At 70.8% G+C, this 25802-nt stretch carries 23 protein-coding genes; 3 read left to right on the forward strand and 20 right to left on the reverse strand.

Features of this window, described 5'->3' with window-relative positions:
- Nucleotides 1–102 precede the first annotated feature (102 nt).
- From ACLF3G_RS15665 to ACLF3G_RS15700, 8 genes are all read right to left on the reverse strand, one after another.
- Complete coding sequence (locus tag ACLF3G_RS15665) at nt 103–1068, reverse strand: acetamidase/formamidase family protein (RefSeq protein WP_430670323.1); 966 nt, start codon at nt 1066–1068, stop codon at nt 103–105.
- A 70-nt stretch (nt 1069–1138) separates the two neighbouring features.
- Complete coding sequence (locus ACLF3G_RS15670; protein WP_430670324.1) at nt 1139–1807, reverse strand: hypothetical protein; 669 nt, start codon at nt 1805–1807, stop codon at nt 1139–1141.
- Nucleotides 1808–1878: 71 nt separating this feature from the next.
- Nucleotides 1879–2880 carry a magnesium transporter CorA family protein gene (locus ACLF3G_RS15675; RefSeq protein WP_430670325.1) on the reverse strand — a complete coding sequence of 334 codons (1002 nt, stop codon included), beginning with the start codon at nt 2878–2880 and terminating at the stop codon, nt 1879–1881.
- A gap of 62 nt (nt 2881–2942) precedes the next feature.
- On the reverse strand, nt 2943–3626 hold the full coding sequence (gene mtnC, locus ACLF3G_RS15680) for an acireductone synthase (RefSeq protein WP_430670326.1): 684 nt from the start codon (nt 3624–3626) through the stop codon (nt 2943–2945).
- Complete coding sequence (locus ACLF3G_RS15685) at nt 3623–4162, reverse strand: 1,2-dihydroxy-3-keto-5-methylthiopentene dioxygenase (RefSeq protein ID WP_430670327.1); 540 nt, start codon at nt 4160–4162, stop codon at nt 3623–3625. The genes mtnC and ACLF3G_RS15685 overlap by 4 nt, the downstream gene beginning before the upstream one ends.
- Nucleotides 4159–4761: a methylthioribulose 1-phosphate dehydratase gene (locus ACLF3G_RS15690; RefSeq protein ID WP_430670328.1), complete on the reverse strand. Its 603-nt coding sequence runs from the start codon at nt 4759–4761 to the stop codon at nt 4159–4161. Before ACLF3G_RS15690 ends, ACLF3G_RS15685 begins: the two co-directional genes overlap by 4 nt.
- Entirely contained in the window at nt 4758–6770 is a 2013-nt protein-coding gene (locus ACLF3G_RS15695; RefSeq protein WP_430670329.1) for a TRAP transporter permease, read from the reverse strand. The genes ACLF3G_RS15690 and ACLF3G_RS15695 overlap by 4 nt, the downstream gene beginning before the upstream one ends.
- Nucleotides 6771–6962: 192 nt before the next feature.
- Entirely contained in the window at nt 6963–7232 is a 270-nt protein-coding gene (locus ACLF3G_RS15700) for a twin-arginine translocase TatA/TatE family subunit (RefSeq protein ID WP_430670330.1), read from the reverse strand.
- 401 nt (nt 7233–7633) lie between these two features.
- Between ACLF3G_RS15700 and ACLF3G_RS15705 the strand changes: the two genes are divergently transcribed.
- Nucleotides 7634–8662 (forward strand): TerC family protein, encoded by a 1029-nt coding sequence (locus tag ACLF3G_RS15705; protein ID WP_430670331.1) that lies wholly within the window; start codon nt 7634–7636, stop codon nt 8660–8662.
- A gap of 56 nt (nt 8663–8718) precedes the next feature.
- Here the strand turns inward: ACLF3G_RS15705 and ACLF3G_RS15710 are convergent, their stop codons facing one another.
- The 10 genes from ACLF3G_RS15710 to hrpB form a co-directional block, all read right to left on the reverse strand.
- Nucleotides 8719–9645, reverse strand: a complete 927-nt coding sequence (locus ACLF3G_RS15710) for a manganese catalase family protein (RefSeq protein WP_430670332.1) — start codon at nt 9643–9645, stop codon at nt 8719–8721.
- Nucleotides 9646–9768: 123 nt separating this feature from the next.
- Nucleotides 9769–10746, reverse strand: a complete 978-nt coding sequence (locus ACLF3G_RS15715) for a Bug family tripartite tricarboxylate transporter substrate binding protein (protein WP_430670333.1) — start codon at nt 10744–10746, stop codon at nt 9769–9771.
- 63 nt (nt 10747–10809) lie between these two features.
- Complete coding sequence (locus ACLF3G_RS15720) at nt 10810–11307, reverse strand: CHAP domain-containing protein (protein WP_430670334.1); 498 nt, start codon at nt 11305–11307, stop codon at nt 10810–10812.
- Nucleotides 11308–11347: 40 nt separating this feature from the next.
- The gene (locus ACLF3G_RS15725) at nt 11348–12244 is read right to left on the reverse strand and encodes a hydroxymethylglutaryl-CoA lyase (RefSeq protein WP_430670335.1); all 897 of its coding nucleotides are present in this window, start codon (nt 12242–12244) and stop codon (nt 11348–11350) included.
- Nucleotides 12237–13436 (reverse strand): CaiB/BaiF CoA transferase family protein, encoded by a 1200-nt coding sequence (locus ACLF3G_RS15730; RefSeq protein WP_430670336.1) that lies wholly within the window; start codon nt 13434–13436, stop codon nt 12237–12239. Before ACLF3G_RS15730 ends, ACLF3G_RS15725 begins: the two co-directional genes overlap by 8 nt.
- 240 nt (nt 13437–13676) lie before the next feature.
- Nucleotides 13677–14804, reverse strand: a complete 1128-nt coding sequence (locus ACLF3G_RS15735) for a YbfB/YjiJ family MFS transporter (RefSeq protein WP_430670337.1) — start codon at nt 14802–14804, stop codon at nt 13677–13679.
- Between the two features lie 3 nt (nt 14805–14807).
- A complete protein-coding gene (locus ACLF3G_RS15740; protein WP_430670338.1) occupies nt 14808–16205 on the reverse strand; it encodes a sensor histidine kinase in 1398 nt (465 codons plus the stop codon).
- Nucleotides 16206–16209: 4 nt separating this feature from the next.
- A complete protein-coding gene (locus tag ACLF3G_RS15745; protein ID WP_430670339.1) occupies nt 16210–16890 on the reverse strand; it encodes a winged helix-turn-helix domain-containing protein in 681 nt (226 codons plus the stop codon).
- A gap of 99 nt (nt 16891–16989) precedes the next feature.
- The gene (locus ACLF3G_RS15750) at nt 16990–18081 is read right to left on the reverse strand and encodes a trypsin-like peptidase domain-containing protein (protein ID WP_430670340.1); all 1092 of its coding nucleotides are present in this window, start codon (nt 18079–18081) and stop codon (nt 16990–16992) included.
- A gap of 77 nt (nt 18082–18158) precedes the next feature.
- Nucleotides 18159–20639, reverse strand: a complete 2481-nt coding sequence (gene hrpB, locus ACLF3G_RS15755) for an ATP-dependent helicase HrpB (protein ID WP_430670341.1) — start codon at nt 20637–20639, stop codon at nt 18159–18161.
- Nucleotides 20640–20819: 180 nt separating this feature from the next.
- Between hrpB and ACLF3G_RS15760 the strand changes: the two genes are divergently transcribed.
- Nucleotides 20820–21623, forward strand: a complete 804-nt coding sequence (locus ACLF3G_RS15760; protein ID WP_430670342.1) for a DUF4189 domain-containing protein — start codon at nt 20820–20822, stop codon at nt 21621–21623.
- Here ACLF3G_RS15760 and ccmB read toward each other — a convergent pair.
- Entirely contained in the window at nt 21620–22279 is a 660-nt protein-coding gene (ccmB, locus tag ACLF3G_RS15765; RefSeq protein ID WP_430670343.1) for a heme exporter protein CcmB, read from the reverse strand. The genes ACLF3G_RS15760 and ccmB overlap by 4 nt on opposite strands.
- On the reverse strand, nt 22276–22866 hold the full coding sequence (gene ccmA, locus ACLF3G_RS15770; protein WP_430670344.1) for a heme ABC exporter ATP-binding protein CcmA: 591 nt from the start codon (nt 22864–22866) through the stop codon (nt 22276–22278). The genes ccmB and ccmA overlap by 4 nt, the downstream gene beginning before the upstream one ends.
- 173 nt (nt 22867–23039) lie before the next feature.
- On the opposite strand from ccmA, the gene acnA reads away from it, so the two are divergent.
- Nucleotides 23040–25736: an aconitate hydratase AcnA gene (acnA, locus tag ACLF3G_RS15775; RefSeq protein ID WP_430670345.1), complete on the forward strand. Its 2697-nt coding sequence runs from the start codon at nt 23040–23042 to the stop codon at nt 25734–25736.
- Nucleotides 25737–25802: the final 66 nt, after the last annotated feature.

Genomic DNA, 25802 nt, shown 5'->3' on the forward strand with positions numbered 1-25802 from the left:
ACGGTAGGCCAACGCGGCGGGAGCCCACAAGTTGTAGAACGCTCAACGCGACGGATTTCTGTGGACAGAGTTGGATCGGTGCCGAATCCGGTTACACAATATTCAGAAGAACAGGCCCTTCTTCAGCATCCCGTGTACCCCCTTTTCCCCGTTCACCGTCTGCGTCACGCGAAAATCGACGGCCAGCGAGCACAACTGGTAGGCGTCGGCGGCGGATACGTTCATCCGCGCTACGATGAAACCGATCATCTCCCGCAGCGCCTGCTTCATGGCGAGGTCGAGATCCTCGTTCAGGCCCATGGAAACATAATGCGTCTTCGTCTCAGCGCGCGGGAAGCGCAGCACCGGGTCCTTGGTGCCGCCGCCCTTCTCCAGGGTCAGGCGGAAATGCCCGGTCAGGCACATCTCCAGCGCATTGATGCAGACCTCGCCATCGCCCTGCACGCCATGGCCGTCACCGGCCGAGAAATTGCCGCCCGCGACATGCACCGGCAGCCACAGCGTGGTGCCAGCGGTGAGTTCCTTGTTGTCCAGGTTGCCGCCATGCGCGCGCGGCTCCTTGGTGCTGATCGCGCCCCATTCACGCGGTGGCGCAAGGCCCATGACGCCGAAGAACGGGCTGAGCGGCAGCGTCACCCCCGGCCCCACCGGCACCCGCCCCGTCATCGCCGCCCGGTCCACCGGGATGTGCAGCATGCGGGCATAAGGGAAATCCTCCGGCAGCGTCCCACCAAGAGGGCGAAAGCCGCAAAAACCCCAGTCGCAGCCCAACTCGATCTGCTCGATATCGATGCGGATCGCATCGCCCGGCTCGGCGCCCTGCACCGCCACGGGGCCGGTCAGCATATGCGGGCCGAGGCGCGGCGGCTTCGCGGCGTGGATGGCGGCGAGCGCCGGCGGCGGCACCAGGCCGGATTCGGCCGGCGGCATCACCTCCGGCGCGCCCGACACGCATTCCAGCACCACCAGGTCACCGCTGGCGATGGTCGCGACCGGGGCGAAGCTGGCGTCGAAGGCCCCCCAGCGGATGGTTTCGGGGGTGGCGGCGATGCGGTGGCTGGCGGGCATGCGGGAACCTCGATCGGGGGCTATGGGGTCACCCAAGCAAGCAGCCTGCCACCGGTCAACCGGGCCACCCTCAGCCATCCCCCAGGCTGCGGCTCAGGCGCCGCTGGTCGGCGGGGCAGACGCGGCCGAGGCGGCGGTATTCTTCCGGCGTGTCGATCTCGTCATGGCCGAACTGCCGGGCGTCCCGCAGCATCGCCAACACCGGCTCCACCGCCGCGGTCAGGTCGTCCTGCAGAAGTTGCGCCGCGGCTGCGGCGTTCGGCGCCTGCGCCTCCGCCCGCGCCGCCCAGCTTCGTGCCACGGCGCGCAGCGCATCCGCCGCCTGGCGCAGGGTACGGCGGTTGACCTCCGCATGGCGCCGTTCATGCGCCAGCACCTCCCGCGCCAGGCAGCCGCCGCGCGGAATCTCGCGGGCCAGGCGGATGCTGTGCTCGGCATGCACCAGGCTGAGCCGCACCTCGGAGGGCACGCCGCAGACCGGGCCGTTCGGCAGGCCCTGGCTGCGCACCGTGATCTCGCTGCGCCATTCGACGCGGGACATGGTCAGGCCCAGGTGGTGCAGGATCTGGCCGGCAACCTGCTCGTGGTCCTCCTGCACATCGGCCAGCCGGCGCAGTTGTTCGGCCGAGACCGGAGGCAGCACGCGCACATCAGGGTCGGAGACGCTCACGCGCAGCAGCGGCGTGCCACGCGGCGGGCAATCGGCCGGCCGCGGGACCGGCGGCGCTGGTTGCGCCACCGCCGACGGCAGGGCCTGCGGCAGAAGGGCGACGCCGCCGAGAACCAGGACAAGGACGGCGACGCGGAGGATCAGAGCCAGCCCTTCCGCTTGAAGTAGAAGATCGGCAGCAGGGCCGAGCACACCATCAGCAGCAGCGCCAGCGGATAGCCGATCCGCCAGCCCAGCTCCGGCATGTACTGGAAGTTCATGCCGTAGATGCTGGCGATCAGCGTCGGCGGCATCAGCGCGACGGAGGCCACGGTGAAGGTCTTGATGATGTTGGACTGCTCGACGCTGACGATGCCGAGCACCGCATCCAGCAGGAACTGCGCCTTGTCGTTCAGCACCTTGGCGTGGTCCACCAGGCTGCGCACGTCGCGCACCAGGGTCTTGATGACCACCTGGTTCACCTTGCGTACGGTCGATGCCTTCTCCGCCCCCACGAAGGTCAGGATGCGCGACAGGCCGAGCAGGGTCTCCGACGCCCGCGTCGTCACCTCCCCCACGGTGCCGAGCGTGATCAGCGTCTCCTTCAGCTCATCCGCCCGGACCCGCGCCTTCTCCTTCGCCTTGGTGGCGGCCTTGGCGCGGCCGCCGCGGAAGGTGGCGGCGGAGGCGCGGTCCATGTCGGCGCCCAGCTTCTCCAGCACATCGGCCAGCCGGTCCACGATCTGTTCGAACAGATGCAGCATCACCGCGTCCGGGCTGGCGGTGAGGGACGGGGTGCGCTGGCAGCGCAACGCGAAGACGCTGAAGGCCTTCGGGGTCTGGTAGCGCACGGTGACGAGGGCGGTGTTGGTCAGCACGAAGGTGATGGGGGTGGAGCCGTAGTCGCCGCTGTCGGTGCCGTACAGGAAATTGGCGGTCAGGAACAGCGCCTCCTCCTCCCGGTACAAGCGGGAGGAGCTTTCAATTTCCTGCATCTCCTCCCGTGTCGGGATCTCGAGCCGCAGCGCGGCCTGCACCGCATGCTCCTCCTCCGCCGTCGGACTGAGCAGGTCGATCCAGACCGCGCCTGCGATCTGTTCCAGGGGCAGGACGCCATCGCGCACGGCGAGTTGCCCGTGGGCGACGGCGTAGGTCGTCATCATGATGGATCTCCCGCGCCAGGCATCCAGGGCCATGGCCATCTAGCCCGCGCAGGCGGGAGATGTCACCCAGGCAGGGGCAGACCGAATCGGCGGGCGACGTCGGGGAAGTCGGCTGCCTCCGGGTGGCGGCCGGCGGGCCGGGTGCCGTCCGCGGGGCGCACCAGTTGGCAGGTGCGGAGGCCTGCGTCCCGCGCCGCGTCCAACTCCTCCGCCACGTCAGACAGGAACAGGATGCGGCCGGGCGACTGGCCCAGCTCGGCGGCGATGGCGTCATAGGCGGCGGGGGTGCGCTTGGTGCCGATGCGCGTGTCGAAGAAGCCGGAGAACAGCGGCACCAGGTCGCCGGCCTCGGAGTGGCCGAACAGCAGGCGCTGCGCGGCAACGGAGCCGGAGGAATAGATGGCAAGCCCGATGCCGGCTTCGTGCCAGGCGCGCAGGCAGGGTGCGACATCCGGCCACAGATGCCCGCGCAGGCGGCCATCGGCGAAGCCCGCCTCCCAGATCAGCCCCTGCAACGCCTTCAGCGGCGTAACCTTGGCATCGGCCGCCATCCAGTCCCGCAAGGTCGCCGCCCGATCCGGCCCCGGCACCTCCGCCAGGATCGCCGCGACCTCCGGCTCCGTGCCGCGGGCGGCCAGGAACGTGTCCAGCTCGGCCTCCGCGAAGGGGAACAGGGTGTCCTTGACGAAGGCGATGGCGCTGGTCGTGCCCTCGATATCCAGCAGGACCAGGGCCGGCGCCGTCACGCCGTGGCGGCCGGGAAGCGGTTGGCCATGTCCGTGCCGGTGTAGTGCGGGGTCCAGCCGGAGGTGTCGGTGAAGACGCGCAGCACGGCGAAATCCGGGTTCTCGCCGGCATCGAACCAGTGCTTCGAATCGGCCGGCACCGAGATCAGGTCGCCCGCCGTGCAATGCGCGTCGAAAACCTTGCCATCCATGTGCAGCACGAAGTTGCCGGAGCCGGCATGGAAGAAGCGGACCTCGTCCTCGGTATGCGTGTGCTCGGACAGGAACTTGGCCCGCATCGCATCCTTCGCCGGATGGTCCGGGGTCAGCTTGATGACGTCGGCGGTGCCGGCGCCGGTCTCGCCCATGAAGGCATCGAGGCGCGGGCGATAGGCTTCCAGCACCGCCTCGGCCGGGGCGTCGGCGGGCAGGTCCGCAAGCGGCCAGCGCTCGAAGCGGACGCCGATGGCGGACAGGTTGCGGGCGATCTCGGACGCATCTTCCGTCACCAGGATCTGCGCGTCGGTGGCGGCGTCCCACACGGTCAGGCGGCTCATCGCAGGCTCCTTTCTTCCAGTTCGCAGCGGAGCATGAACTCCAGCCCCTCCAGTCGGGCCAGGGCCCCGGGCATGTCGGGCGCCCATACATAGCACCCGTGGCCGCGGATCAAGTAGCCGGGCGGCACCTGCGCCATGCCATCCCACAGCGCATCGAGCCCGCGCTGCATGCGGGCGATGTCCTGGTCGTTCGGCACCACCGGGACCTCGACGGAGGCGTCATGGGTGGGAAGGCCCGGGAAGACCTTCAGCAGTTCATAGCCGGCGAGGGACAGGCTGTTCCCCACCGCACGCGACAGCACGGTGTTGGCGATGGAATGGCCGTGCAGCACGGCACGCGCCTCCGGAAAGCGACGGTAGATGCCGCAATGCAGCAGCGTCTCGGCCGAGGATCGCTTCGCCGGATCCTCGGGCACGCCGTCGAGATCGACGACCATGACATCATCCGTCGCCAGGAAACCCTTGTGCCGGCCGGAGACGGTGACCGCCAGCCGGCGTGCATCCAGGCGGACGGAGAAATTCCCCGCCGTCGCCGGCACCAGTCCGAGCGCATCGAGCCGCCGCCCGGCGGCGACGATCGCCTCCGCCGCCGCCTTCATGCCGCGACCGGCGCCTTGAAGCTGCGATGCTGCCAGGCCAGCAGCGCCGCGGCGATCACGAGGCCGCCCAGGTCGGTCCAGAGTTCCGGCACCATCAGCGCGAGCCCGGTGGCGCCGGAGACGACGCGCAGCGGCAGGGCGAGCGGCCCGTTCAGCATCCAACCTTCCGTCGCGCAGGCCAGCAGGAACACGCCGAGCCCGGCGGTGGCGACCGCCTGCAGGATCACGTGCAGATCGCCCTGTGCCAGCAGCGCCGGGGACAGCCAGAACATGAAGGGCACGATGAAGGTGGCCAGCCCCAGCTTCACCGCGATCATGCTGGTCTTCCACATGTCAGCCCCCGCCATCGAGGCCGCGGCGAAGGAGGCGAGTGCGACCGGCGGCGTGATGGAGGACAGGATGGCGAAGTAGAAGATGAACATGTGCGCCACCAACGCCGGCACGCCGATGTTGATCAGGCCCGGCGCCACCACCGCCGCCGCGATGGCATAGGCCGCCGTGGTCGGCACCCCCATGCCGAGGATGATGGCGACGACCATGGCGAACAGCATCGCCAGGAATTCGGAGGAGGCCGCGATCTGCAGCAGCATGTTGGCGAAGCGGCCGCCGACGCCGGTCAGGCCGATGACGCCGGCCACCAGCCCGGCGGCGGCGCAGACGGCAATCAGCTGCATCACCTCCTTGGCCGAGCCGGCCAGGGCGCGCTCGATGGCCCAGAACAGCTCCACGAAGGCACCGACAAGGCCCGGCACCAGCGCCTCACGCCGCAGGATCAGGCGGTGTGCCAGGGCGGTGAACAGCATGATGGCGATGGTCGCCGCGATGCCGGTGGCCGCGGCGCGGAACGGGGAATAGCCCATCACCAGCATGGCGATCATCAGGATCAGCGGGGCCGCCATGTAGGCGCGGCGGCCGAGATCCACCCAGCGCGGCAGATCCTCCCGCTTCAGGCCCATGATGCCGGCCTTGCGGGCGTTCAGGTCGCAATGGATGTAGTTGGCCAGGTAGAATAGCAGCGCCGGGATCAGGCCGGCCAGCGCGATCTCGGTGTAGGGAATGCCCAGCACCTCGGCCATGATGAAGGCGCCGGCGCCCATGACGGGGGGCGTGATCTGCCCGCCGGTCGAGCTGGTGGCCTCCACCGCCGCGGCGGTTTCGCGCGAATAGCCGACGCGGCGCATCATCGGGATGGTGAAGGTGCCGGAGGCGACGACGTTGGCCACCGCGCTGCCGGAGATCGCGCCGAACAGGATGCCGGAGATGACGGTGACCTTGGCCGGCCCGCCACGTGCGCGCCCGACCAGGGCGAGCGCGAAATCGTTGAAGTAGTCGCCGGCCTTGGAAGCGGTGAGGAAGGCGGCGAAGGTGACGAACAGGATGATGAAGGTGGCGGAGACCTGCACGATGGTGCCGAGCACCCCGTTGTTGTTGAACAGCTCCACCACCGCCTGCTCGAACGCGATGCCGCCATGGAACAGGATGCCGGGCATCCAGGGCCCGACGAAGCAGTAGGCGATGAACACCACGGCGATCAGCGGCATGATGAAGCCGGCGGTGCGGCGGGCGAATTCCAGCACCAGCAGGATGCCGACCGTGCCGACCGCGATGTCCTGCCAGTTCGGCCCCATGAAGCTGCGCATCTCGATGCCGTCGGCATCCAGCATGTAGTGCAGAGGCACCAGCAGGCAGGGGATCATCAGCAGCCAGTCGTACCACGCGACCCGCGTGCCGGCGCCGCCGACGACGGTGCTGGGCGCGAACAGCGCGAAGCCGAGCGCGGCGCCGAGGAAGACGTGCACCGCCCGCGCCACGGTCGGGTCCGCAGGCGCCACCAGCAGCACCCACATGTGCCACAGCACGAAGGCCACAGCCGCGACGCGCCAACCGATGCCCTGCCAGCCCGCCAGTTCGCGGCGGGCGGAGGCGAACTCCATGTCGTCGATCGCCGTCACGGTCGCACCCGATTCCGCGATGACCGACGCGCCGCCGTTCGTTGCCGGCCTGTTCATGTCTTGAAGCCCCCCAAACGCAAAACGCCGGCCCCTTTGATCAGGGGTCGGCGCGCGACCCCGCCAATGACGGGGCACGTCCATTACGTGGCAAGTCTAGGGCTGCCACGTCTGCTGGGCAACCAAGCGATGACGGCCGCGTGATGCGGCCGCAAGTGCCTGGTTCAGGCCGCCCGCTTCAGGCCTCCCGCTTCAGGCCGCCGGGCGGCTGGTCCCTGTGGTCTGCGCCTGGGCCGGCTGCGTGCCGGGAGCCGCGATGGAACCGGCCGGCTGTGCCGGGGTCTGGGAGGCCGCGTCCGCCGTCATGGACGCATCCTTGTCGTCGTCTTCCTTCATGTTCGACTTGAAGGACTTGATGCCCTTGGCCAGGTCGCCCATCAGCCCGCTGATCTTCCCGCTGCCGAACAGCAGCAGGATGACGAGCAGAACGACAAGCCAATGCCAGATGCTGAACGAACCCATAGCGACGCCTCGATCCCGTGAGTGGCCCGCCTGTTGCAGGGGGCCCGATTGCCTCAAGGACGCAGGTTAGTCCGCCCCCGCGTCTTCCGCAAATCAGCACATGGCCTGCCGGGCCGCCGCAGACAACCGGGGACGGCCCGAATTCACCGCCAGACGCCCGGCTGCGTCACGTGGCCAAATTATTTCATCCCGTCCATGCGTGGAGGCTTGAAGCCCCTCCGGCCGGCCATTACGTCGGCGCCTGATCCGGGCCCCTCTGGCGGCTCGGGCGGCGATGTATGCCGCCCCCGCGATGTCGGATCGCCAGAGACCGCCAAGCCTGCCACGAACCCGGCCCGGATCGTGACACCCGTTGCCGGGGTGCCCTTGTGAATTCGCCCGCGACCGCGGGCGTCTTCCGCATGACCCGGAGCGAGATGTTCATGGAATTCCTGTTGTACGAATGGATCGGCAAGCCGGTCTGGATGTGGGTTGCCTTCCTGTCGATCGTCTTCGGCCTGCTCGCCTTCGACCTCGGTGTCCTCCACAAGGAAGACAAGGAGATGGGCATCTCCGAGAGCCTCTATCTCTCCGCCTTCTACATCGGCTTCGCGATGCTCTTCGGCGGCGGCATCTGGTGGGCCTACGAGGCCGGGCACATCGTCACCTCCGACGGCACCCATGCCGGCGTCACCTATTTCACCGGCTTCTTCATCGAGAAGGCGCTGTCGATCGACAATGTCTTCGTCATCAGCCTGATCTTCGGCTTCTTCGCCATCCCGCGGAAATACCAGTACCGCGCCCTGGTCTGGGGCATCATCGCCGTCATCGTGCTGCGCGGCCTGATGATCGGCATCGGCGCGGCGCTGGTGCAGGAATATGACTGGCTGCTCTACATCTTCGGCGCCTTCCTGATCGCCACCGGCATCAAGATGCTGTTCGTGCCGGAAGGCGATGCCGACATTTCCAAGAACCCGGTGGTGAAGTTCCTGCGCCGCCACATGCGGGTGACGGATGCGCTGCATGGCGAGAAGTTCTTCGTGCGCCAGCCCGACCCCAAGACCAACAAGCTGGTGGTCTGGGCGACGCCGCTGTTCCTGGCGCTGGTCGTCATCAACCTGGCCGACCTGGTCTTCGCGGTGGACAGCGTGCCGGCGATCTTCGCGATCACGACGGACACCTTCATCGTCTACACCGCGAACATCATGGCGATCCTCGGCCTGCGCGCGCTGTACTTCGCGCTGTCGGCCATGATCCACCGCTTCCATTACCTGAAGTATGCGCTGGCGCTGGTGCTGGTGTTCATCGGCGGGAAGATCTTCTGGAACCAGCTGTTCGGGAAGCTGGACCCGGCGATCTCGCTCGGCGTGACGCTGGCACTGATCGCGGGCGGAGTGCTGTTCTCCCTGTGGAAGACGCGCAACGACCCGCCGGCGGAGAAGCTGGCCTGACACGAAAAAGGGGGCCGGTTTCCCGGCCCCCTTGCTGCCCAACTGGCCCGGCTTGGTTACCGGCCCATCTTGGTGAGCTTCTCGGCGATCTCGAACATCTCCTCCGGCGCGTAGTCCGGCGTGAAGGCCGAGGGCACGCCGACCAGCTGATGGATCTTGCCGCCCTCCGGCATGCCGTCGATCACCTCGAGCTCGCCCGGCGGGTCGCCCGGCAGCGCGGTTTCGCCATTGCCCCAGATCCCCACCATCTCCTTGTAGTCGTTCGGGGAGAAGCGATAGAGCCGGCGGTGGGAGCCCTCATCCAGGTACTTCTGGCATTCCGGGATGTTGCCCAGCGGGATGTTCGGCGTCGGCAGCACCTTGGTGATGTCGGCCCCGGTGATCTGCTTCAGTGCCAGCGCATAGGCGTGGGCATGGACCGATCCGCGCACCAGCAGGTAGCCGCAGACCTCCCGCGCAGTCGGATCCTTCACCGACTCATAGACCCGCAGCTTGTGCAGACGCGCGCCGCATTCCAGGTGGAAGTTGTGCAGCAGGTCGACCACGACGTTGCCCGTGGTGGTCACCATGTCGGCGTTCCAGGACATGGCGTTGCTGTTGATCGGCATCGCGCCGCCGGCGTGGGAGAAGAAGCCGCCGGCCAGCCGGATCTCCTTCATCGCGTCGAAGGGTGCGCCGGAGATGTCGCCGCCATCGCCGGTGTCGTCGCCCTCGCTGTCAGGGCCGTTGTTCAGCATGGCGACGCCGTTGCTGACCAGCTCGACATGGCCCAGCTCCTCGGCCGTGATGCTGGCGACCAGGCTGTAGAACGGGCGCAGCTTGGCCTTGCTGCGGAAGTTGAAGCTCTGGAACATGTAGTTCCCGAGGGTCGACATCTCGCCATACTTGCCGCCGAGCAGTTCCTGCAGCGCGGCGGCCTCGTTGGGGTCTTTCCGCTTCGGCGGCGGCAATTCGGTCTGCAGCTTGTCGATGCGCAGGAACATGGGCGTTCTCCCGGTGTGTCTCCGGGGGCAACGGCAGGCGTGCCAGATGGTTCAGCGGAACGGCGCAGGAACGCCGCCGCGCCGGTCACCGTTCAGTGGTTTCGGCTCTGGCCAGCGATGCCCTTACGCATCCATCCGGATGCCGAGCCGCCGGATCATGCCGCCCCAGCGGTCGGTCTCCTCGGCCAGGAAGGCGGAGGCCTCGGCGGGCGTGCTGGCCATCACCTCGAAACCCGCGGCCTCCAGGCGCTGGCGCCCGGCAGGCTCGCGCAGCGCCCGCTGCGCCTCCGCCGCCAGCCGCGCGATGCGCTCCGGCGGGGTGGCGGCCGGTGCCACCATGATCTGCCAGCCATAGGATTCGGCGTTTGCAATGCCCTGTTCCGCCAGCGTCGGCACCGCCGGCGTCAGCGCGAAGCGGTTGGCGGAGGTGACGGCCAGCGCCCGGATGCTGTTATCCCGCACCTGGCCCATCACCGCCGCCGTCGTCACCACCATGGCCTGGATTCGGCCGGCGACCAGATCCAGCGTCGCGTCGGGGAAGCCGCGATAGGGCACGTGCAGCATCTCCAGCCCCCCCGCCTTGGCCATCAGGTCGATCATGCCGAGATGCCCGCCCGAGCCCGGCCCGACCGAGCCGAAGGCCAGCTTGCCCGGATTGGCGCGGACATGGGCGATGAAGCCGGCGAGGTCCGTCACCGGCAGGTCCTTGTTCACCACCAGGAATTGCGGCCCGCGCACCAGCAGCGAGATCGCGACCAGGTCCCGCTTCGGGTCGTAGGGCAGGTTCGGGAACAGCGCCGGGGCGGTGGACAGCGGGCCGTTGATGGACAGGCCAATGGTGTGCTCGTCCGTCGCCTTTGCGACGATGTCCGTGCCGATGTTGCCGCCGGCGCCGGCGCGATTCTCCACCACCACGGGCTGGCCCAGCGCCGTCGCCAGATGCGCCGTCACCACCCGGCCGGTCAGGTCCGGGCTGGACCCCGCCGGGAACGGCACCACGAAGCGCACCGGGCGGTTCGGCCAGGTGGCCTGGGCACGGGCGGACAGGAGGGGCGCGGTCGCCAGGGTAGCGCCCAGCAGCAGGCGGCGGGTGGGGTGCATCTCGGGGTTCCTCGGGTTTCGTTGCGCACAGGATGACGTGTTCGGCTTGCGCCGGAAAGCGCTTCAGCCGCCGGCGTAGCGCGCCTGCGGGTGGATGAAGCCGCGCGCCGGGTAGGCGGTGTTGCCGAGCGCGTTGATCGGGGGATACCAGACCCGCACCAGCGACCAGTCATTGCCGGCCGAGACATCGACCACGCGCTGATCCGTGGTGATCCGCCCGCGCGCCGCGCCGGTCGCCCAATTGGCGTGGTCCACCAGCACCTCCCGCCGCCCGACCACGCGGGAGACGACCGCGACATGGCCGAGCCGCATCCGCCCGGTGCGGCCAATGACCAGCACGCTGCCCGGCCGCGGCGCCACGCCCCGGTCATACCGCCCGGCTGCCGCGTCCCACCATTGCCAGGCATCGCCGGCCAGGCTCACGCCGGACCGTGCGCGGGCATAAGGCACGCACGAAATCGGCTCGCCCAGCTGCGGCCGCAGCGGTGCGACGGAGGCAGTGCGGCTGCTGCCACAGGCGGCGAGGCCAATCAGCAGCAACAAGGCAAGGACGGCGCGCATGGCCCTGTTCTAACAGGGCACGGCAGCCGAGGCGAGGTCGTTACGCGGCCCGAGCGGCCGGAACCGCCCGCATCCGCCCGCCCGGCAGCGCGCCCGGAATGTCCGCCGCGAAATCCGCCGCCGCCAGCAGGGCGTTCCACTCCACGCCCGTCGCCACACCCATGCGCCGGAACAGCCAGGCCACATCCTCCGTCGCGACGTTGCCGGTGGCGCCCGGCGCGAAGGGGCAGCCGCCCAGGCCGCCGGCGGCGCTGTCGAACACCCGGCAACCGGCCTCCCACGCCGCGGCGCAGTTGGCGACGCCCATGCCGTAGGTGTCGTGGCCGTGGAAGGCGAAGCGGGGACCCCAGCTGCGGATCGCCTTCTCGAACACGCGATGCACCTGGTCCGGCGCGGCATTGCCGGTGGTGTCGCAGATCGAGATCTCGATGCCCGGATCGAGCGCCATCACCCGCTCCACCCAATCCAGCGCATCGTCTTCCGGCACCACGCCCTCGAACGGGCAGTGGAAGGCGCAGGACAGGTTGAAGCGAAGCTGCATGCCCGAAGCCACGGCATCGGCCACGATGCCGGACAAATCGGAAAAGCTGTCCATGCGGCTGCGGTTCACATTGGCCAGGTTGTGGCTTTCGGTGACGGACATGAACACGCCGACGCGCTGCGCGCCCGCCGCACGCGCCGCCTCGAAGCCGCGGCGATTCGGCGCCAGCACGGTGCATTCCAGGCCGGGCAGCGCCAGCGCGGCTTCCAGCACCGCGCCGGTATCTGCCATCTGCGGCACCGCCTTCGGGCTGACGAAGGACCCCACCTCCATCCGCCGCAGGCCAGCGGCGTGCAGCCTGCGGACCAGTTCGATCTTCGACGCGGTCGGCACGAAGGGGCCGATGGATTGCAGCCCGTCGCGCGGCGCGACCTCGGATATCACCGCCTCAGCCATCGTTTTTCTCCCCCAGCAATTCGGAAAAGACGTGGTGGTTGTGCGCGCCTACGGCCGGCCCCGTCCAGCGCACCATGTCGCGCGGGGCGACACCATCGAAGCGGAAGGGCGCGGCCGGGTGCAGCAGGGTCTCGCCGATCAGCGGGTCCTCGACCCGCATCACCGTCTGGCGGGCCTGGAAATGCGGGTCCTCGGCGCAGTCGCGCATGTCGTACAGGCGGGAACAGGGGATGTCCGCCGCCTCCAGCACCGCCTCGGCCTCGGCGGCCGACAGGGTGCGGGTCCAGCGGCCGATCTCGCCGTCGATCTCCGCCATGTTGGCGCAACGGCCGCGGTTGTCGGCAAAACGAGGGTCGGCAGCCATTTCCGGCCGGCCGATGGCGTCGCACAGCCGCCGGAAGATCGGGTCCGAATTGCCGCCGATGCACAGCCATTTGCCATCGGCGCAGAGATAGGTGTTGGTCGGCGCCGCGGTCAGGATGGCTGACCCCGCCGGCTGCCGCACCGCGCCGGTCAGGCCGTACTCGGGCAGCATCCCCTCCATCAGGCTGAACACGCTGCCGACGAGGTCGACATCGATGATGCGGCCGCGCGCCTCCGGATTGCCCTTGAGGCCCCAGCAGGCGGCCGCCACCGCCAGCGCGGTGTACATGCCGGCCAGGTCGTCGCTGATCGAAACGCCGCAGCGCGGCGGCGCGTGTTCCGTCACGCCCGGCGTCGCAGTCAGGTGGCGCAGCCCGCCCATCGCCTCCCCGATCGAGCCGAAGGCCGGCTTGTCCCGGTACGGGCCGTCCTGGCCGAAGCCGGAGACGCGGGCGATGACCAGGCGCGGGTTTTCGGCGTGCAGCACATCCGGCCCCAGGCCGATGCGCTCCAGGAAGCCGGGGCGGAAGTTTTCCACCAAGGCATCGGCGCGGGCGCACAGCTTCAACAGCCGGGCGCGGTCCGCCGCGTCCTTCAGGTTCAGGGTCACCGACAGCTTGTTGCGGGCGTGGATGCTGAACCAGACGGGATGGCCGTTGTGCCGGCTGCCCCAGCCGCGGATCGGATCGCCCTCCGGCGGCTCCACCTTGATGACCTCCGCGCCGAGATCGGCCAGCAGCCGCGTCGCAAAGGGCCCGGCGATGTAGTGGCCCAGCTCGACGATCTTCAGCCCGGCCAGCGGCAGTCCCTGGCCCCCATCCTGCGCCATGCGCTCCAGTCCCTCCGAGAATGCGGCGCAGGCTTAAGCCCTGCGGTGGCGAGCGAAAAGACCGGGCAAGCCCGGCGCCGGAAAGGATCGGGAAACATCCTGCTGTCATAACGGGTCTCGGGTTGCCCTTCTCCCGCAGCCCGTCTCTCCCTCGGATGCCGTGCCGACCCTCCCCCCGATCTGGCCGGCATCCCCAACTCGGCGGGGCCCCTTCCCCGGGGTCCCGCCATTTCCTTGCGCTCAGCGGCGCGCCAGGGCTGCGGTCAGCGCCGCCACGGACAGAGCCAGTCCGACGCCGAACACGGCGGCGTGGCTTTCGCCGGTTCCGGCGAACAGCGCGGCCAGGGCGAAGGCGACCGCCGCCTGCGCCACCGCATAGGTCGCCGTCGCGCGCACCCACAGCACCCCGGCCTGCACCCCCGCCGCCTCCCGCGCCGCGGCCAGCGTCACCGCCGTCACGCCGATGCCGGCGAAGCCGCCGAGCGGGGCGGCCAGCAGCAGCGCCGGCCACCACGGCACCAATGTCGCGGCCAACGCCGCCACCTGCACCGCCAGCCAGATCGGCACCGCCCGCCGCCCGCCGATCCGCCCGGCGACCCCCCCGCCCAGCAGCGTGCCCGCCACCGCGCCCAGCCCGAACAGCACCCAGACCAGGGAGGCCGCCTCCACCGGGAGCCCGCGCCCGCGCACCGCGAGGTCCGCCAGGTAGACCATCGGCGCCACCATCCCGGCGCCCGACAGACCATAGGCCAGCAGCAGCCGCGCCGCCCGCGGCACCGCCTGCGCCGCCTCCGCCGCCGCCAGGGCCGGCGGGTTCGGCCAGTGCGGCCGCGCCGCGACCCACAGCAGCCCGACAGCCACGGCAAGGCCGCCCCACGCCAGGCTGAGGCCGCCCAACAGCAGCAGCGGCACCAGCAGCCCCACCACCGCGACGCCGCTGCCGGCCCCCGCCATCACCACGCCGCCCGCCATGCCGCGACGCTCCGGCGCCACGCTGGCCTGCACCGATGGTCCGGCGAGCGCCATCAGCAGCCCGCCCGCGACGCCGGCGAGACCGCGCCACAGCACGAACCACCACAGCCCGCCGGGCACCGCGCAGGCCAGGAACGAAAGCAGCGCCAGCGCCATGCCGGCATCCAGCACCCGCGCCACGCCAGCCCGCGCCGCCAGCGCCCGGCCGCCCAGCACGCCGAGCAGGTAGCCCGCGAGATTCGCCGCACCGAGCAGGCCGCCGCCGGCACCATCCACCCACCCTTCGCCCACCATGGCCGGGAACAGCGGCACATAGGCGAAGCGCGCCAGGCCGATGCCGGCCAGCACCGCGCCCGCGCCGGCCAGCGCGGGGTGCCAGAAGGCCTGCTCCGCCACCGGTCAGCCCACGGGCAGGCGCAGCGTCACGGTGAGGCCCGGCGGCACGGTGCCCGGATGGCTGTCGGCCAGCACCACCTCCCCGCCATGCAGCGCCACCACCGCGCGGACCAGGGACAGGCCGAGGCCGGACCCCGGCGTGGTGCGCGCCGCATCGGTGCGGAAGAAACGCTCGCCCACCCGGACCCGGTCCGCCACCGCGAGGCCCGGGCCGTCATCGGCGACCGCGATCTCGACCACATTGCCGGATTGCCGGGCCGAGAGGACGACGCGGCCACCCGCCGGGTTGAATTTCAGCGCGTTGTCCAGAAGGTTCGCCACCGCTTGCAGCAGCAGGTCGCGGTCGCCCACCAGGGGCAGCGCCTCCGGCAGGTTGGTCTCCAGCACCTGTTCTCCCACCTCGGCCGCGGCGCCGTACAGCTCCGCCGCATCGGCCAGCATCGGCGCCAAATCCAGCAGCGCGAAGGCGGCGCGGCGGGCGCCGGCCTCGACCTCCGCGATGCGCAGCACAGCCTTGAAGACACGGGCGATGTCGTCGAGGTCCGCGATGCCCTGTTCCACCGCCGCCCGCAGCGCCTCCTCGTCCGAGGCGGCGCTCAGCGACTCCTCCAGCTTCGCCCGGGCGCGCGCGATCGGCGTGCGCAGGTCGTGCGCGATGGCATCCGAGACACCGCGTACGCCCGCCATCAACTGCGCGATGCGGTCCAGCATGGCGTTCATGGTCATGCCGAGCCTGTCGAACTCGTCCTGCCGGTCGGAAAGCGGCACGCGTCGGGACAGGTCGCCGCCGCTGATCGCCGCCGCGGTGCCGTAGACCGGCGCAAGCCGGTCCTCCAGCGCGCGCCGCAGCAGCCAGGCGCCCAGCACGGCGATGGCGGCGGACGATGCGGCAGCCCAGGCGATGCCTTCGCTCAGCAGCGCCCGTAGCCGCAGCTTCTCCGCCACGTCGCGGCCGACCAGCATGCGGTAGCCCTCGCCGAGGTCGATGCGCAGCAGCCGCGCCTCGCTTTCCGAATCCTCACGCAGCAGCGGGATGCGAATCCAGAGCGGGTCGCCCTCTGCCTCCTCCGGCCACGCCTCGAGGTTGCCGGCGAGGGTCGTGCGGTCCGGCGACTGCAACAGGTACAGCGCCTCGTTCTGCACATCGAGCGCGATGCGGTCCGCGATCGAGGTCATCAGCCCGCTGATGCCGGCATCCTGGCGACGTTCCGCCAGGGCCGTGGCATCGGCGCGGATCGCGGCATCGGTCTGCCGGTCCAGCGCGCCGGCAGTGTTCCACCACAGCACAACGGCCGCGGCGGTCGCGGCGGCGGCGAACAGCGCGGTGAACAGCAGCGCGAAGCGGCCGGAGGCGCTGCGCAGCAGTCCGATCAGCGGCAGTTCCGCCAGGCCGGGGGTCACCACCTCATGCCTGGGCGCGGATCATGTACCCCGCATTGCGCACGGTGTGGATCAGCGGCCGGTCGAAGCCCTTGTCCAGCTTGTGGCGCAGGCGGCTGACATGCACGTCGATGACGTTGGTCTGCGGGTCGAAGTGGTAGTCCCACACCTTCTCCAGCAGCATGGTCCGCGTCACCACCTGGCCGGCATGGCGCATCAGGTGTTCCAGCAGCCGGAACTCGCGCGGCTGCACGTCGATCCGCTTGCCGCCGCGGGTCACGGTGCGGGACAGCAGGTCGAGCTCCAGGTCGGCCACCTTCAGCCGCGTCGTCGGCACCTCCGCCGAGGGGCGCCGGCCCAGCGCTTCGACCCGCGCCAACAATTCCGCGAAGGCGAAGGGCTTGGTCAGGTAGTCGTCGCCGCCGGCCTTGAGGCCCTTCACCCGCTCATCGACCGCGGTCAGCGCCGACAGGAACAGGACCGGCGAGAGGTTGCCCTGCCCGCGCAGGGTCTCCACCAGGCGCACGCCATCCACGCCGCCGGGCAGCATGCGGTCCAGCACCAGCACGTCGAACGGCTCGGAGGCCGCCAGGAACAGGCCGTCGCGGCCGTTCGCCGCGTGCTCGACCGTGTGGCCAGCCTCCTGCAGCCCCTTCTTCACGAAGCGGGCGACCTCGACGTCGTCCTCCACCAGCAGGATCCGCATGGGTGTCTGGGCCTTCTTACCAATGCGGCAGGATAGGGCGCCGGGTGGCTTGGCGTCACCTGCCCGGCCGGGCGCCTTGAGATGACGAGTGCTTAACCCTCAGCCGGGCGCTGTCGGTCGCCGTCCGACCTGCACCGGCACTTCGGTCGGCCTTCCGTTGCGCAGGATGGACAGGCGCACGGTCTGGCCCGGCGTCACGGCCGCGATGCCGCGCACCAGCGCCCGGCTGGTCGCCACCGCCTCCCCGTTGATCGCCACCACCTGGTCGCCCTGGCGCAGGCCGGCCCGCGCGGCGGGGCTGCCACGCTCCACCCCCGCCACCAGCACGGCGCCGGCCGGCGTGGCGGCGGGCGTGGCACCTGGCTCGCTGCCGACATCCTGGACCGAGACGCCAAGCCAGCCGCGCTCCACCCGCCCGCTGCCGCGCAGCTGGTCGATGACGCCGCGCGCCAGGTCCGACGGCACCGCGAAGCCGATGCCGGCGGAGGCGCCGGAGGGCGAGTAGATGGCGGTGTTGATGCCGATGACCTCGCCCGCCGTGTTGAACAGCGGGCCGCCGGAATTGCCGGGATTGATCGGCGCATCGGTCTGGATGAAGTCGTCGAACGGCCCGGCGCCGATCTCCCGCCCCCGCGCCGAGACGATGCCGGAGGTGATGGACCCGCCGAGGCCGAACGGGTTGCCCGCCGCCAGTACCCAGTTGCCGACGCGCATGGCGGCCGAGCTGCCCCAGGCCAGCGCCGGCAGGGTTCCGCGCGCCTCGATCCGCAGCAAGGCGAGGTCGGTCAGCTCGTCCGATCCGACCAGGCGTGCCTGGTACTCCTGGCCGTTCTGGAACGTCACCTGCACCCGCGTGGCGTTGCCAATCACGTGGTTGTTGGTGACCAGCAGCCCGGCCGGGTCGATCACGAAGCCGGAGCCGGCGCCCTGCACCTGCGGCCCACGGCCGCGACCACGCTCCCGTTCGCGAAAATAGCGCTCAAAGGGTGTGCCGCGTAGTTCCGGCGGAATGTCCGCGCGGGCCTCGGAGGTGACGGAGATGCTGACCACCGCCGGCAGCACCCGTTCCGCCAGATCGGCGAAATCCGGCAGCAGCGCACCGCGCTGAGCCTGGGCCGGCGGCGCGGCGCAGCCGACCACGGGCAGCAGGGCGAGGCCGGCGAGGGCGCGGCGGCTGAGGACTGTGGACATGGGCTCTCCGGGGGCAGGCAGGCCGCGCTTCATATGGTCTTCCGCTGGCATCACACCATCCTGTCCCTCCGGCCTGGTCAAGAACCTCGCGGTGGCGGCGGCTGCGCGGCCCAGGGCTCCTCTGGCCAGGGGTGGCGCGGATAGCGGCCACGCATCTCCCGCCGCACCTCCGCCCAGCCGCCATGCCAGAAGCGCTCGAGGTCCCCGGTCACCGCAATGGGCCGGCCGGCGGGCGACAGCAGGGAGACCTGCAAGGGCACGCGCCCACCGGCCAGCTTCGGCAGGCCGGGCAGGCCGAACAGGTGCTGCGCGCGCGCCTCCAGCGTCGGCACGTCCCGGTCATAGTCGATGGCGGCGCTGCGGCCGGCGGGCAGGTCCAGCCGTGCCGGCAAGGCCGCCTCCAGCCGCCGCTGCGCCTCCCAGGGCAGCATCCCGCGCAGCACGGCGACGAGGTCCAGCGCCTTCGCCTCGGTCAGTTTCGTGCGACCATGCAGGTGCGGCGCCAGCCAATCCGGCGCGGTGGCCGCCAGCGCGGCATCGGAAAGGTCCGGCCAGTCGCCGCCCTCCTCCGCCCGGCGCATCCAGCCGATGCGGGCGCGCAGTTGCTTCGCGGCGTTCGACCAGTCGAGGTCGCGCAGCCCGCGCTCGGCGATGGCAGTCGCCAGTGCGGCCGCCATCACGCCAGGGTCGGGCGATTGAAGAAAATGTTCCTCCAGCACCAGCGGGCCGAAGACCAGGCGGCGGCGGGCCAGCACGGCGCCGGCGCGGGCATCGAAGGCGGCGCCCTCCACCCAGCGCAGGCGTTCGGGGAAGCGGCTTTCCAGCGCGGCGCGGTCCAGCCTGGCGGCCATGCGGATGCGCGCCTCGGTTCCCTGCAATTCCAGGTCGGCGACGGCCAGCAGCGGCGCGCGGGACAATGGGTCGGTCGCCATCAGACGCGCACCCTGACCCGAGGCCAGCCGGAAGGCGCCGTCCATGCTGCCGCGGCGCGCGGCGATGCGGTCCGGGAATCCCGCCGCCAGCAACGGCCCGGCCTCCCCGCCCGGCAGCGCCGAACCGTGCAGGCGCAGGCGCTTGCGGTGCAGCGCGCCGGCGCGGCGGATGCGCTGGATGGTGGCGCGGTCCGCGTCCGGATGGTCCGCGCCATGCAGCAGTTCCAGCCGCGAGTTGATGTCGGAGGGCTGGTCGCGGCCCCGGATCGGATCGCGCTCCTCGAGCAACGCAGCGAGGTCGGCGGCGAGCGCCTTCTCCCCCTCGTCCACCGCGGCCAACAGCATCCGGGCGAGTCGTGGATGCGTGCCCATCCGCGCCATGCCCTGGCCCATGGTGGTGATGCGACCCTGCGGATCCAGCGCATCGAGATCCGCCAGCAGCGCCCGCGCCGCCGCCAGAGCGCCGGCGGGGGGTGCATCGATGAACGGAAGATCGGCCGGCGCGGCGCCCCAGGCGGCGCAGTCCAATGCCAGACCTGAAAGCTCGGCCTCCAGGATCTCCGGCCGGTCCTGCAACGGCAGGCCGCGATGCAGCGCCTCCGACCACAGCCGGATCGCAACCCCCGGGGCGGTGCGCCCGGCGCGGCCGGCGCGCTGGTCCGCCGCCGCCCGGCTGATCCGCACCGTCGCCAGCCGCGCCAGGCCGGAGGCGGGGTCGAGTCGCGGAGTGCGCCGGAAGCCGCCATCCACCACGATCCGCACCCCCGGCACCGTCAGCGAGGTTTCCGCAATCGAGGTCGCCAGGACGACTTTTCGGCGATCCGAGGGATTCAATGCGCGGTCCTGCTCGGCCGGCGGCATCTCGCCATGCAGCGGCAGCACCTCGGCATCGACGCCCGAGAGCCGGTCCGCGGTGCGGCGGATCTCGCCCCAGCCGGGCAGGAAGGCCAGCACGTCGCCGGGATGTTTCGCGAGCGCCTCCCGGATCGCCGCCGCCATCGCCTCCGGCAAATCCCGGGAGTCCTTCAGGTCGCGCTGGCGGTGTTCGATCTGCACCGGGAAGGCGCGGCCGAGGCTCTCGACCAGCGGGCAATCGCCCAGCAGGGACACGAACTGCGAAATATCCAGCGTCGCGGACATCGCCAGCAGTCGCAGCTCCGGCCGCAGCGCGCGCTGCACGTCGAGGCAGAAGGCGAGCGCCAGGTCGGTGTCAAGGTTGCGCTCATGCGCCTCGTCGAACAGCACGGCAGCGACGCCATCAAGGCCCGGGTCCGATTGCAGCCGGCGGACCAGCAGGCCCTCCGTCACCACCTCGACCCGCGTGCGGTCGGAGACCATGCGGTCCAGCCGGGTCGCCAGGCCGATGGTGCCACCCGGTGCGGGCTCCCCCAGCAGATCGGCCATGCGTCGGGCGGCGGCGCGGGCGGCGACGCGGCGCGGCTCCAGCACCAGGATCTTGCCGGCCTGCGCCCAGGGCTCGGCCATCAGCGCCAGGGGTGCCAGCGTGGTCTTGCCGGCGCCGGGCGGGGCGACCAGGACAGCGTTGGAGCCCTCGCGGAGCGCCGCCAGCAGGCGGGGCAGCGCTTCGGAGACGGGGAGTTCGGGCAGTTCCATCGGCAGATCCATGGCCGCGCTGCCTACGCCGGCGCGAAACAGAAGTCACATTGCGTGTCGCGCAACGCGACGTTCCGCGAAACGAACCAAACGGTAACGGCAACAGCGCAACATCGCCCTGCAAGGTCGGGCCGGCAGAAAGGCGCCACGACGCGGCCCCAACAAGGGGGCGCCCTCCCAAGGACCTGCCCGATGCGCCCCAGCCTGCTCCGCCGCGCCGCCCCTGCCCTGTTCCTCGGTGCCATGCTGGTGCTGCCCGGGCTGGCCGCGCCCGCCAAGGCCCAGTCCCGCAGCCTGCACCCCGAGGCCGGCGCGATGTGCCGCGCGGAATGTGCCCAAACGAGTGGAGCCCGGACCAATGCGGCACAGGCCTGCGCCATCCGCTGCGCCGCGACCGTCGCCTACCTGACACAGCAGAGCGGCCGCGCCACCGCCGAGGCCAGCGGTCGCGGCCGGCAGCCGGGTGCAGGACCTGCGCATGCGACCCCCGCCGCGCTCCGAACCTCCCATCCGCAGGCGCTGCGCCCACAGTCGGTGGCACACCGCAGGGTCCAGGCGCCGATCATCCAGGCACCGAACATCCAGGCTCCGGCCGCACCGGCGCCACGCCCGCTGCCCGCAGCCACCCGCCCCGCCACGGGCCACGGCGTAATTTATGGCGCCCGCACCCCCTCCGCCGCCTTCGGCCTGGTGGTGGGCGAGCGGGACCGGATGGCGGCGCACCGGGTCGCGGAACGCACCTGCTCCTCCGCCGGTCCCGGCTGCCGCATCCTGGCCGAGTTCACCGCCGCCTGCGGTGCCGCCGCACATGGCGTGAAGCGCAGCCAGTGGGCGATGTTCATGACCTCGAACCCGGACTCCTACGTGGTGACCTCGCTCTCCGCCGGATCGGGGCCGACCCAGGCGGTGGCGGAGCGGGACGCGATCGCCGAGTGCCGGTCGCGCGACCCGCTCGCCACCTGCCGGATCACCGCCTCGGCGTGTGGAAGGGGTTAATCCCCGCGCAGCGCAGCCCCGGCGGCCAGCGGCGCCAGCGGCGCGGCCAGCGCCAGCAGGGCGGCCAGCAGCAGCAGGTAGGGGCGCGCGGACAGGCCGGCGGCGGCGGCCTCGATCGCGGCGGCGCCGAAGATCACCGCCGGGATCGACAGCGGCAGCACCAGCAGCGGCAGCAGGACGCCGCCGCGCCGGGCGCCGAGCGTCAGCGCCGCCCCCGCCGTGCCGAACAGCGACAGCACGCCAGTCGCCAGCCCCAGCGCCAGCATCGCCACGCCCCAGGCCTCCACCGGCAGGTTCAGCATGGCGGCGGCGACCGGCGTGGCGAGCAGCAGCGGCAGGCCGGTGACCACCCAGTGGCCCAGCGCCTTCGCGGCGGCGAGGCCCGCCGGCGGCAGGCCGGACAGCAGAAGCTGGTCGAGCGAGCCGTCTTCCGCCTCGGCCCCGAACAGGCGGTCCAGCGGCAGCAGCGCGGCCAGCAGCGCCGCGGCGAGCAGGGCGCCGGGGGCGATCCGCGCCAGGACCTCCGGCGAGGGGCCGATGCCGAAGGGGAACAGGGCGCAGACCAGCACGAAGAACAGCACCGCCGCCAGCGCATCGGCCGGATGCCGCAGGGCGAGGCGGATTTCCCGCCCGAGGACGGCGCTGAAACCTCTCAAAGCGCCAGCTCCCGCGCGCCCGGAAGCGGCAGCGGCAGGTGGGTGGCGGCCAGCACGGCGCCCCCGGCCGCCCTGTGGGTGGCGAGCAGGCCGCCGAGTCGTGCGACGGAGGCCGCATCCAGACCCACCGTCGGCTCGTCCAGCAGCCACAGCGGCACCGGCGCCAGCGCCAGCCGGGCCAGCGCCAGCCGTCGCTTCTGGCCGGAGGACAGCACCCGCGCCGGCAGGTCGGCCAGCTCCGCCAGGCCGACCGCAGCCAGCGCGGCCGCCACGTCGCCGCCCCACAGACGGGCGTAGAACCGGAGGTTTTCCACGGCCGAGAGCGAGGGCTTCAGCGCGTCCTGGTGGCTCAGGTAGCGCAGCCGCGCGGCATGGCCGACGCGATCCGCCAGCGCATCCTGGCCATCCCACAGCAACTGCCCCTCGGCCGCCGGGATCAGCCCGGCCAGCAGCCGCAGCAGGCTCGACTTTCCCGCACCGTTCGCGCCGAGCAGCAGCAGCGCGCCCCCCGCCTCCAGGGTGAAGGAAAGTCCGGCAAAGATCGCGCGGTCGCCCCGCCAACAGGCCAAATCCCGCGCTTCCAGCATACCATCCCCGCATAAGGCGGGCTGGCGGATGGACCGGCCCGGAGGCCTGTGGTTTAAGCCGCAAGCCGCGGTCGCGAAAGCGCCGGGGCGGAACCGCGCCCGACCTGGCGCAAGGCGCCCCGCTTCCGGGGTGGCACCCAGGCCGGCGCAAGGCCAGACGGGGACCCCGGACCATGCGGATGATCGGGCAGGACAGCCTGAAGACCCGCCGTACCCTCAAGGTGGACGGCAAGGATTATCATTACTTCAGCCTGCCCGAGGCTGCCGCGGCGATCGGCGATCCGAGCCGCCTGCCGGTCAGCCTGAAGGTGCTGCTGGAAAACGTCCTGCGCTTCGAGGATGGCCGCAGCTACACCGTGGACGACGCCAAGGCCGTCGTCGCCTGGCTGGAAAACGGCTCCTCCACCAAGGAGGTGCCGTTCCGCCCGGCCCGCATCCTGCTGCAGGACTTCACGGGCGTTCCGGCCGTGGTCGACCTGGCCGCGATGCGCGATGCGCTGGACAGCCTTGGCGGCGACCCCAAGAAGGTGAATCCGCTGGTGCCGGTCGACCTCGTGATCGACCATTCGGTGATGGTGGACTTCTCCGGCACCGCGGGCGCGCTGCAGAAGAACGTCGACGTGGAATTCGAGCGCAACGGCGAGCGCTATGAGTTCCTGCGCTGGGGCCAGTCCGCCTTCGCCAATTTCCGCGTCGTGCCGCCGGGCACCGGCATCTGCCACCAGGTGAACCTGGAGTATTTGGCGCAGGTCGCCTGGACCGCGCAGGACGGCCCGGACACCTACGTGTTCCCGGATAGCTGCTATGGCACCGACAGCCACACGACCATGGTGAACGGCCTCGGCGTGCTCGGCTGGGGCGTCGGCGGGATCGAGGCCGAGGCCGCGATGCTCGGCCAGCCCATCGCCATGCTGATCCCGGACGTCATCGGCTTCCGGCTCGTCGGCAAGGTCCGAGAGGGCGTGACGGCCACCGACATGGTGCTGACCGTGACGCAGATGCTGCGCAAGAAGGGCGTGGTCGGCAAGTTCGTCGAATTCTACGGCCCGGGCCTGGAGGACATGGCGCTCGCCGACCGTGCCACCATCGGCAACATGGCCCCGGAATACGGCGCGACCTGCGGCTTCTTCCCGGTGGACCAGACCACCATCGACTACCTGCGCCTGTCCGGCCGCGACGAGCATCGCATCAAGCTGACGGAAGCCTACGCGAAGGCGCAGGGCCTGTGGCGCGATGCCTCGACGCCCGACCCGGTGTTCACCGACACGATGGAACTCGACCTGTCCACGGTCGAGCCCTCCATGGCCGGGCCGAAGCGGCCGCAGGACCGCGTGCCGCTGACGCAGGTTTCGTCCAGCTTCGGCAAGGACCTCGCGGCCGGCACCATGGGCGTGCCGGGCGACAAGGCCGACCTGCGCGTGCCGGTGGCGGACCGCAACTACGACCTCGGCCATGGTGACGTGGTGATCGCGGCGATCACGTCGTGCACCAATACCTCCAACCCCTACGTCATGGTCGCGGCGGGCCTGGTGGCGCGCAAGGCGCGGGCGCTGGGGCTGCGGCCGAAGGCCTGGGTGAAGACCTCGCTGGCGCCGGGTTCGCAGGTCGTTACCGAATACCTCGACAAGGCCGGGCTGACGGCGGACCTGGATGCGCTCGGCTTCCAGACCGTGGGCTATGGCTGCACCACCTGCATCGGCAATTCCGGCCCGCTGGAAGACCCGATCCTGGAGGCGATCGAGGACAACAAGCTGGTCGTCTCCAGCGTCCTTTCCGGCAACCGCAACTTCGAAGGCCGCGTCCACGCCAACGTCCGCGCCAACTACCTGGCCTCGCCGCCGCTGGTCGTCGCCTATGCCCTGGCCGGCACGGTGAAGCTGAACCTGACCGCCGACCCGATCGGCACCGGCAGCAACGGCCAGCCGGTCTACCTGAAGGACATCTGGCCGACGCAGAAAGAGGTCAACGATACGGTTCACTCCGCCGTATCCCGGGAAATGTTCATGCAGCGCTACGGCGACGTGTTCAAGGGACCGGCGCAGTGGCAGGCGATCCGCGTGGACACCGACAGCGACACCTATCGCTGGAACGGCGGGTCCACCTACGTGCAGAACCCGCCCTACTTCACCGGCATGACGATGGAGATCCCGTCGATCCCGCCGATCACCGGCGCGCGCGTGCTGGCCTGCCTGGCGGACAGCATCACCACCGACCACATCTCTCCGGCCGGTGCCATCAAGAAGGCCTCGCCGGCCGGTGACTACCTGCTGGAACACCAGGTGCGCCAGCATGACTTCAACAGCTACGGCGCCCGCCGCGGCAACCACGAAGTCATGATGCGCGGCACCTTCGCCAACACCCGCATCCGCAACGAGCTGGTGCCGGGGATCGAGGGCGGGATGACCAAGCATCATCCTTCCGGCGAGGTGCTGCCGATCTACGACGCGGCGATGAAGTACAAGGCGGAGGGCGTGCCGCTGGTGATCTTCGGCGGCAAGGAATACGGCACCGGCTCCTCCCGCGACTGGGCCGCGAAGGGCACCTTCCTGCTCGGCGTGAAGGCCGTGATCACCGAGAGCTTCGAGCGCATCCACCGCTCGAACCTGGTCGGCATGGGCGTGCTGCCGCTGGTGTTCCAGAATGGCGAGACCCGCCAGACCTTGGGCATCACCGGCGCCGAGACCATCGACCTGATCGGGCTCGAGGACCTCAAGGCCCGCATGCAGGTCGGCTTGGTGATCCACCGCCCGGACGGCTCGACGCACCAGACCAGCCTGCTCTGCCGCGTCGATACGGCGGATGAGGTCGAGTACTACAAGAACGGCGGCATCCTGAACTACGTGCTGCGCGGAATGGCCAAGGCCGCCTGACCAAAGCCGCATCGGTTGGTTGAGGGGCGCGGTCCGCAGGGGCCGCGCCCTTTTTCTTGAGCGGCA

The organism is Falsiroseomonas sp. HC035, assembly GCF_050563525.1.
GTDB lineage: Bacteria > Pseudomonadota > Alphaproteobacteria > Acetobacterales > Acetobacteraceae > Falsiroseomonas.

Excerpts from the sequence above, each read along its gene's own strand:
- ACLF3G_RS15665 (WP_430670323.1), bottom strand. The coding sequence starts at position 1,068 with ATGCCCGCCAGCCACCGCATCGCCGCCACCCCCGAAACCATCCGCTGG.
- ACLF3G_RS15675 (WP_430670325.1), bottom strand. The coding sequence starts at position 2,880 with ATGATGACGACCTACGCCGTCGCCCACGGGCAACTCGCCGTGCGCGAT.
- ACLF3G_RS15685 (WP_430670327.1), bottom strand. The coding sequence starts at position 4,162 with ATGAGCCGCCTGACCGTGTGGGACGCCGCCACCGACGCGCAGATCCTG.
- ACLF3G_RS15690 (WP_430670328.1), bottom strand. The coding sequence starts at position 4,761 with ATGAAGGCGGCGGCGGAGGCGATCGTCGCCGCCGGGCGGCGGCTCGAT.
- ACLF3G_RS15695 (WP_430670329.1), bottom strand. The coding sequence starts at position 6,770 with ATGAACAGGCCGGCAACGAACGGCGGCGCGTCGGTCATCGCGGAATCG.
- ACLF3G_RS15700 (WP_430670330.1), bottom strand. The coding sequence starts at position 7,232 with ATGGGTTCGTTCAGCATCTGGCATTGGCTTGTCGTTCTGCTCGTCATC.
- ACLF3G_RS15705 (WP_430670331.1), top strand. The coding sequence starts at position 7,634 with ATGACCCGGAGCGAGATGTTCATGGAATTCCTGTTGTACGAATGGATC.
- ACLF3G_RS15710 (WP_430670332.1), bottom strand. The coding sequence starts at position 9,645 with ATGTTCCTGCGCATCGACAAGCTGCAGACCGAATTGCCGCCGCCGAAG.
- ACLF3G_RS15715 (WP_430670333.1), bottom strand. The coding sequence starts at position 10,746 with ATGCACCCCACCCGCCGCCTGCTGCTGGGCGCTACCCTGGCGACCGCG.
- ACLF3G_RS15720 (WP_430670334.1), bottom strand. The coding sequence starts at position 11,307 with ATGCGCGCCGTCCTTGCCTTGTTGCTGCTGATTGGCCTCGCCGCCTGT.
- ACLF3G_RS15725 (WP_430670335.1), bottom strand. The coding sequence starts at position 12,244 with ATGGCTGAGGCGGTGATATCCGAGGTCGCGCCGCGCGACGGGCTGCAA.
- ACLF3G_RS15730 (WP_430670336.1), bottom strand. The coding sequence starts at position 13,436 with ATGGCGCAGGATGGGGGCCAGGGACTGCCGCTGGCCGGGCTGAAGATC.
- ACLF3G_RS15745 (WP_430670339.1), bottom strand. The coding sequence starts at position 16,890 with ATGCGGATCCTGCTGGTGGAGGACGACGTCGAGGTCGCCCGCTTCGTG.
- ACLF3G_RS15750 (WP_430670340.1), bottom strand. The coding sequence starts at position 18,081 with ATGTCCACAGTCCTCAGCCGCCGCGCCCTCGCCGGCCTCGCCCTGCTG.
- hrpB (WP_430670341.1), bottom strand. The coding sequence starts at position 20,639 with ATGGATCTGCCGATGGAACTGCCCGAACTCCCCGTCTCCGAAGCGCTG.
- ACLF3G_RS15760 (WP_430670342.1), top strand. The coding sequence starts at position 20,820 with ATGCGCCCCAGCCTGCTCCGCCGCGCCGCCCCTGCCCTGTTCCTCGGT.
- ccmA (WP_430670344.1), bottom strand. The coding sequence starts at position 22,866 with ATGCTGGAAGCGCGGGATTTGGCCTGTTGGCGGGGCGACCGCGCGATC.
- acnA (WP_430670345.1), top strand. The coding sequence starts at position 23,040 with ATGCGGATGATCGGGCAGGACAGCCTGAAGACCCGCCGTACCCTCAAG.